We start from the raw sequence: 7,357 nt of genomic DNA, 5'->3' as shown, positions 1-7,357 counted from the left end.
CCTCCGTACCGGGGCGGGCGGCCCGGCCTTTCGCCGCGGCCTCCGGCGGGCCGCGGCCCTCCGGGATGGTCCCCCCTCCGGGGACGGCCCTCTCCCGGCTTGCCGCCGTAAGGGCGTCCGGTTCGCTCACCGCCCCAGGGGCGGGGCTTTCCGGTCNGGCGCTCCTCCGGCCTCCCCCCATCCCTGGGGGAACGGCCCTCCGCTCTTTTGGGCGGGCGGCGGTCCCNTCCNTGCGGCGGCTCTCGTTTCGGCGGGTCCCGGCGGGGGGCCTCCTTCCGTTCCTTGGCCCGGCGGCGCTTCAGCTCCATCCGGGCGGCGGCCTCGCCATAGCGTTCCGGGTCCGCCTGGGCCAGCCGCTCCGCCACGGCGGCGGCAAGGCCCGTGTCGGTCAAAGCCGCGACGGCGGCGCTGCCCCGGCCCAGGGCCCCGCCCAGCTCCGCCTTGGAAAAGGGGAGCNTCAAATGGAGGCAATGGCCCTCTTCCGCCAGGTGCTCCGCCCGGCGCAGGGTGTTCCCCGCCGCGTCGGAGCTGGTCAGCAGCAGCCGCGCCTGTCCGGCCTTGGCGGCCAGGGCCGCGGGCTCCTCGCCCACCGCCAGCCGCCCGCCCCGGAGGGCCAGCCCCAAAAGGGACAGCACGTTGTTTCCGCTCATGTCCCGCCTCCCAGCTCCGCCTCCATGGCGTCGTAAACCTCGGGGGGGATGGCAGTCTCAAAGGCCCGCTCCAGCGCCCGGGACTTCCGGGCCTTTTTCAGGCACTCCGGGTCCGGGCACACATAGGCCCCCCGGCCCGGCTTCTTCCCGGTGAAGTCCAGGCTCACCGCCCCCTCCGGGGAGCGGACCACCCGCAAAAGGGCTTTCTTATCCTTCATCTCCCGGCAGCCGACACACTGGCGCTGGGGAATCTTTTTCACCTTGGGCACGCGGGTCCCCCCTTTCTCATCCAATCATCCGGCGGCGCTCCGCCGGGCTTACTCCTCGACGGCCTCCGGGGCCTCTTCGTCCCCGGGTTCTTCCTGCAAAGCCGCCGGACGCTCCGCCGCGGCGGCGGCAAAGAGGTCGTCCTCATCCTCCCCGGGCTGGTAGCTCTGGGGCTTGATGTCAATCTTATATCCCGTCAGCCGGGCGGCCAGGCGGGCGTTCTGGCCCTCCTTGCCGATGGCCAGGGACAGCTGGTCGTCGGGCACCACGCAGCGGCAGGCCTTGACCCCCTCTTCCGCCATGCGCACCTCCACCACGTCGGCGGGGGCCAGGGCGGCGGCGATGAACTCGGCGGGGTCCTCGCTCCATTTGATGATGTCGATCTTCTCCCCCCGAAGCTCGTCGACGATGGAGGCCACCCGCTGGCCCCTGGGGCCCACGCAGGCGCCGATGGGGTCCACATTCTCCTCCCGGGACCAGACGGCCATTTTCGTGCGGCTTCCCGCCTCCCGGGCGATGGAGCGCACCTCCACGGAACCGTCGAAAATCTCCGGCACCTCCAATTCAAAGAGCCGCTTCACCAGGCCCGGATGGGTCCGGGAGATGAGCACCTGGGGCCCCCGTGTGGAGTGGCGCACATCCACCACGTAGACCTTGACGTGCATCCCCTCCTCCAGGGGCTCGCCGGGAACCTGCTCCCCGGCCAGCAGCAGCGCCTCGGTGGATTCCGCGCCGGTGCCGATGCGGAGGGAGGCCGCGCCGTTCCGGGGGTCGATGCGGCTGACCACGCCGGTGAGGATTTCGTGCTGCTTGGAGTTGAACTCGTCGTAGACCTTGCCCCGCTCGGCCTCCCGGAGGCCCTGGATAATGACCTGCTTGCCGTTTCCGGCGGCGATGCGGCCAAACTCCATCTTGTCCACCGGGATGTTCACCACGTCGCCGATCTCATACCGGGCGGAGATGGCCTTGGCTTCCTCCAGGGACATCTCGTTAAAGGGGTCCACATAGTCCTCCTCGTCCACCACGGTCTTGCGGATGAACATGCGCAGCTCCTTGTGGACCTCGTCCGCCTCCACGACGATGTTTTCTTCCTCCACGTCCTTGTGGTCCCGCTGGTAGGCGGTGGTGATGGCCTTGATAACCTTTTCCAGCATGGCCTCCTTGGGAATGCCCCGTTCCTGCTCCAGCAGCTCCAGGGCGGCGAAGATCTCCCCCGGGTTCATGCCGGCGGGTTCTTTCNGCTTCTTGCCTCTCATCTTTGCCGATTCTCCTTATTCCTGAANTACACTTAAATACACTTAAAAAGCAATCCGTTAAAATTCCACCCGCAGGCGGACCAGGGCCACGTCCTTCTTCTCGAAGGTCCGGGGCGCACCCCCCGCCTCCACGGTAACGGCCCCGCTCTCCGGGTCATAGGCCGTCAGGACGCCGGGAATCTCCTTCCGCCCCTCCATGGCGCGGTAAAGCTTCACCAGCACGGGACTGCCCATGAATTGGGCGAAATCCCCGGGCCGCTTCAAAGTCCGCTCCGCCCCGGCGGAGCCCACCTCCAGGGTATAGCTCCCCTCGATGGGGTCCGCCTCGTCCAGAAGGTCCGAGAGCTTCCGGGACACGGCCTCGCAGTCCAGAATGTCCACGCCGCCCTCCTTGTCCAGGAGGACCCGGAGGTACCACGTCCCGCCCTCCTTGACATATTCCACATCCCAGAGGGTGCAGCCCGCCTCCTCGATAGCGGGAGCGGCCAGCTCCGCGGTCAGTTCGGTAATTTTCTTCATAAATGGACGGCCCTCCAAACCATTTTGAGGAAGGGAAAATTGCCAAAAGAAAGAGCGGACCGCCGGTCCACTCCTTACCTTAGCTTCCATCTTACTCTAATATATGCAATATACCACAGCTCATGAAAAAGCGCAAGCCTTTTTATAAATTTTCGTCTCCCTCCCGGCATCCCAGGACGAAATTTACACTTTTCACCGGTACCCCCTTGACATTCCCCCTGGTGGAAGGTGTATCCTAAGGGGGCATCCCACAAAGACGCCCCGGTTTCCCCCGGGGCGGGAAAGGAAACCAACATGAAACAAAACACCAAGACCCTCAGCGCCCTGCTGCTGGCCCTGGTCCTGAGCCTGAGCCTCATCCTCCCCGTTTCGGCGGCGGAGAGCGGGACGGCCCTGGACGAGGCCGCCCGGGCCACCGTCAACAGCGCCATGACCTACGGCCAGGCCACCCAGGCCAGCTGGGCCGTCTGGCAGGACGGAAAAATCATCTCCTCCGGCTCCCAGATTGCCAAGGAGGACGGCGGCGCCGAGCCGCTGAAGGGGGAAAGCCCCGTCTACGGTGCGGGCTCCGTCAGCAAGATCTACACCACCGTGGCCGTCATGCAGCTGGCGGAGGCGGGAAAGCTGGAGCTGGACACGCCGGTGGTGAAGTACCTGCCCGCCTTCAAGATGGCGGACCCCCGGTATAAGGACATCACCGTGCGGATGCTGCTGAACCACTCCTCGGGCCTGATGGGCCCCTCCTTCACCAGCGGCATGCTCTTNGACGACCCCAGCCNCATCGCTACCGACGAGCTTTTAAACTGCCTGGCCGGGCAGCGCCTCAAGGCGGACCCCGGCGCGTTCAGCGTCTACTGCAACGACGGCTTCACCCTGGCGGAGCTGGTGGTGGAGGCCGTTTCCGGCGTGAGCTTTGAGGAATACCTTCGGGAGCACATCTTTGACCCCGCCGGCTTGAAGGAAACCTATTTCCCCTCCGACCAGTTTGAAAGCCGCCGGGCGGACATCTTCCAGGCCGGGGACAAGCGTCCCCTGCCCAAGGACTGCCTGGGCGTGGTCGGCGCGGGCGGGCTCTACGCCACGGCGGAGGATGTGGCCGCCTTCGGCGGGTCCCTCACCAAGTCCACGCTGCTGAAAAAGGCCTCCCTGGACGCCATGGCCGCCCCGGAGTACGCCAACGGCCTCTGGCCCGCGGAGGGCCCCGACGCCCTGTCCTACGGCCTGGGCTGGGACTGCGTGGAGTGGTACCCCTTCTCGGAAAACGGCATCACCGCCCTGGTGAAGGGCGGCGACACCCAGTATTACCACGCCGGGCTGGTGGTGCTGCCGGAGTACAAGCTGGCGGCGGCGGTGCTCAGCTCCGNCGGCGNCTCCACCTACAACGAGATGGCCGCCTCTCAGATGCTGCTGTCGGTCCTCCGGGAGAAGGAAGAGGTGGTGGAGCTCCGACTCCGGCTCCCCGCCGCCGAGAAGGCCCCCATGCCGAAGGAGCTTTTGGACTACGCGGGCTATTACGGCTCCCTGACGGTCTATCAGGTGGAGCTCAGCGAGGACGGGACCCTGANCATGCGCTACCCCGCCACGCCGGACTTCCCGCCCCGGACCTTCTACTATTACAGCGACGGCACCTTCCGGGACGGGGGAGGAACCTCCGCCCTCCGGCTGGTGGAGGAGGACAACGGCGAGACCTACCTCTACCAGTGGGCCTTCGCGGACCTCTCCGGCCTTGGGTATCTGCCCACGTCCAACTACGCCGCCATGAAGCTGCCGGAGAACAACATTGACCCGGCCCTCCAGGAGAAATGGGAGTCCATCATGGGCGGGGCCGTCCTGCCCATGAACGAGCGTTACAGCTCTCAGGTCTACGCGTCTTTGGGGGCCCTGCTCCAGGTGGACTCCGGCGGCGCCGTCGAGAGCGCCCCCGGCTACATTGGCTCTTTGCGCATTGAGGACGAGACNCANGCNNGCNTCGCCACCCAGGTCCCCGGCACCGGCAGCCGGGACGGCTCCGACATCGAGCTCCGCCGGGACGCGAAGGGGAACCTCTGGTTCTACCAGTCCAGCGGCGGCGTCTACATGGACNTGAACGCCGTCCCCACCCTCTCCACCGGAAGCGAGGGCAAGGCCGCCTCCACCATCCAGCCCGACGGATACGCCCGCTGGTACAAGGTGGGCGACAGCGCCGGCGGAAAGACCATGACCGTCCAGATGCCCAAGGACGCGGGCTTCTGGGTTTACGACGCCAAGGGCAAGCTTACGGCCTCCTCCGTTTTGTGGGACGACGCGTCCGCCAAGCTGTCCAAGGACGGCCTGATCGTCTTTGCCGGAGACCCCGGTGCGCGGTTTGAGCTTGCTTTTTCTTGAAAAAAAGTAAGCAAAAAGAACTTTAACGCATTATTACTTCCGAAATNNAATGGNTTATTTCNGAGTTTTAAGCTCGGAAATAATACCAAGCTTGGATATTGCGAAAAAACTGCGTCGGCAACGAACCTNTCCGTTGCCGGCGCAGTTTCCCTTTTCATTCTGTTCAGAAAAGCCCTTATCCCCAGGAGCAGTACAGGTTCAGCCAATGGCACAGGTCCTCCAGCGGCAGGTAAGTGGTGCCGCCCTCCTTAAGGCAGGGGGCGGAGAGATAGCCCTCCCCTTCGGGTGTCTGGACCGTCTCCGCGCCGGGCTGGACGGAGAAGACCGTCTCGCCGTCCCGGCTCACCACAACGCCCAGGGCCTTATCCCAGCGGACCTCATACCCGGCGGCCTCGGCAACNCCCCGGATGGGGGCCATCACGCCCTTGTCCGTCCGCTGGCCGGAGAACTGGGGAACCCCCTGGTCCCGCTCTGCGTCAAAGCCGCCGTTGACCGCGATGCGCACGTCGTGCATGGTGGCGAAGGTGGAGACATAGCCCTGATACACGCCGGGGAGGAGCTGGACCTTCTCCGCCGCGCCGTTTTTGTCCTTCCAGACCAGCGCCCGGTCGCCGGGGTTCAGGTCCTCCATCCGCACCATCTGGCGGGTCAGCCAGGGGGTGTAGACGGTCTTGTCCGTCACCTCCAGCGTTTCGCCGCCGGTAAGCGCGAAGGTGGGGTTGCCCTTATCGCCGGGGGCGGGAGACACGGCCCGTTGGGCGATTTCACAAAACTCCGGCGCGGCGGCGCCGGCGGGAACATTGCCCACAATCACCAGGGCGGACATCTGGGGCGGCAGGCTTAGCGCCATGGCGGGGCCTGTCCAGACATAGAGGGTGTCCCCCTCCTTCACCTTCTCCAAATCCAGGGGCAGGCCCGTGNCCCCGTCCACCACCGGAGCGTCGCCGGGGTGGATGACCACTTCATTCAAATGGCTGTCCTTGTCGTCGTTCTTGAGGTAAATGCCCTCCCCCTCCCAGGGGGAGACCTTGCCCCAGACCTGGACGAAGGGGGGGAGCTTCTCGGGCTCTTCCGCCGCGGGGGCGGTCTCCGCCGCAGCGGCGGTGACGCACAGCGCGGCGGACAGGGCCGCCAGGGCCAGCAGTACAGACAGTAATTTTTTCATTGTAATTTCCTCCTTATATTTATGTTGCATCGGTTATCCAACAGGTTCCGGGTACGTTACCTCCGGCCTGGGACAGCCCAGGGCGGCGATGTTCACCTCCTCCAGGGGGCGATAGGGAATCTCCAGGGGCTCCGCCCCGCCGCCGTTCACATCGGCGATGGCGAAGCGGTTTCCCTCGGCGGGGCCCAGGTCCGTGGCACGCTCCAGCTCCTCCCCATCGGGGCGGAGGCCCAGCNGGTACATGTCCCATAATACCTTGCCGTAGGCCAGCATCCGGGCCTGGTCCTCCTCGGCGGTGATGGAGGCCCCGGGCTTNGGGGACGGTGCGGGCGGCTCCTCCAGCGGCTCTTCAGCTCCGGACTCCGGCGGTTCCCCAAGCGCGGGGGACTCCTCCTGGGCGGCGGAGGGCTTCTCCGCGGTAATGGTACACACGCTGTACTGCTCCGCCCCGCAGGCGCTGAGGNTTCCNACCAGCAGCCCGGAGACAAAAATCCCGCAGAGCATCCAGATAAACTGCTTCATGCTTCTCTCTTCTTTCCTGTGCCGTCTTTGGTTTCCCCTATTATAGACGATGGAGCGATGGCGTTTGTTCCAAACTTTGCAGAAATTTTTTCAAAATTTTCTCTCTGTATGCCAGGCCCGCCCTTCACATATACTATANGAAGCAATCGCCATGAAAGGAGAACCCTATGGAAGCACATTACCCCTTCGCCCTGCCGCCTCTGCCCTACGGCTACGACGCCCTTCTGCCGGAGATCGGGGAGCGGACGCTGCATTTCCACCACGACAAGCACTTTCAAACCTATATCGACAACCTGAACAAGCTCCTGGAGACNCACCCGGAGGTCCAGGACTGGCCTCTGGAGCGCCTGGTCCAGGAGTGGCCCCGCCTGCCGGAGGACATCCGCCAGGGCGTGCGGAACAACGCCGGGGGCGTTTACAACCACGACCTCTATTTCAAAACTCTGGCCCCCGGCCCCGCCTCCTCTCCCATGGGCCCCCTGGCGGACGCCGCGGCCCGGGACTTCGGGGACCTGGAGGGCCTAAAGGCCGCCATGAAGAACGCCGCCCTAGGGCAGTTCGGCTCCGGCTGGGCCTGGCTGGTCAGCGACAGCGAGGGGCGGCTCTCCGTGGTC

Annotated in this window: 6 protein-coding genes; 2 read left to right on the top strand and 4 right to left on the bottom strand. The window is 65.4% G+C overall.

The features are described 5' to 3' along the window. Positions 1-646: 646 nt before the first annotated feature. The 3 genes from rnpM to rimP all read right to left on the bottom strand — a co-directional run bounded on the left by rnpM (position 647) and on the right by rimP (position 2,692). Complete coding sequence (gene rnpM / locus JX325_RS10645) at positions 647-919, bottom strand: RNase P modulator RnpM (protein WP_204791108.1); 273 nt, start codon at positions 917-919, stop codon at positions 647-649. A gap of 48 nt (positions 920-967) precedes the next feature. Then, positions 968-2,173, bottom strand: a complete 1,206-nt coding sequence (gene nusA, locus JX325_RS10640) for a transcription termination factor NusA (protein WP_204791107.1) — start codon at positions 2,171-2,173, stop codon at positions 968-970. Positions 2,174-2,230: 57 nt separating this feature from the next. Then, the gene (rimP, locus tag JX325_RS10635) at positions 2,231-2,692 is read right to left on the bottom strand and encodes a ribosome maturation factor RimP (protein ID WP_204791106.1); all 462 of its coding nucleotides are present in this window, start codon (positions 2,690-2,692) and stop codon (positions 2,231-2,233) included. Positions 2,693-2,986: 294 nt separating this feature from the next. Here rimP and JX325_RS10630 point away from each other — a divergent pair, with 294 nt between their 5' ends. Then, positions 2,987-5,056 carry a serine hydrolase gene (locus tag JX325_RS10630; RefSeq protein WP_204791105.1) on the top strand — a complete coding sequence of 690 codons (2,070 nt, stop codon included), beginning with the start codon at positions 2,987-2,989 and terminating at the stop codon, positions 5,054-5,056. A 175-nt stretch (positions 5,057-5,231) separates the two neighbouring features. Here JX325_RS10630 and JX325_RS10625 read toward each other — a convergent pair whose 3' ends face one another. Then, positions 5,232-6,221: a stalk domain-containing protein gene (locus JX325_RS10625; RefSeq protein WP_204791104.1), complete on the bottom strand. Its 990-nt coding sequence runs from the start codon at positions 6,219-6,221 to the stop codon at positions 5,232-5,234. A 689-nt stretch (positions 6,222-6,910) separates the two neighbouring features. Between JX325_RS10625 and JX325_RS10620 the strand changes: the two genes are divergently transcribed. Continuing rightward, positions 6,911-7,357 (top strand): superoxide dismutase (locus JX325_RS10620; RefSeq protein WP_204791103.1); only part of this gene is annotated, 447 nt, incomplete at its 3' end.

The organism is Oscillibacter sp. CU971 (genome assembly GCF_905219725.1).
Taxonomy (GTDB): domain Bacteria; phylum Bacillota; class Clostridia; order Oscillospirales; family Oscillospiraceae; genus Oscillibacter.
The sequence above is the reverse complement of the archived record's forward strand: the minus strand, read 5'-3'. Positions and strand labels throughout refer to the sequence as shown.

Excerpts from the sequence above, each read along its gene's own strand:
- rimP (WP_204791106.1), bottom strand. The coding sequence starts at position 2,692 with ATGAAGAAAATTACCGAACTGACCGCGGAGCTGGCCGCTCCCGCTATC.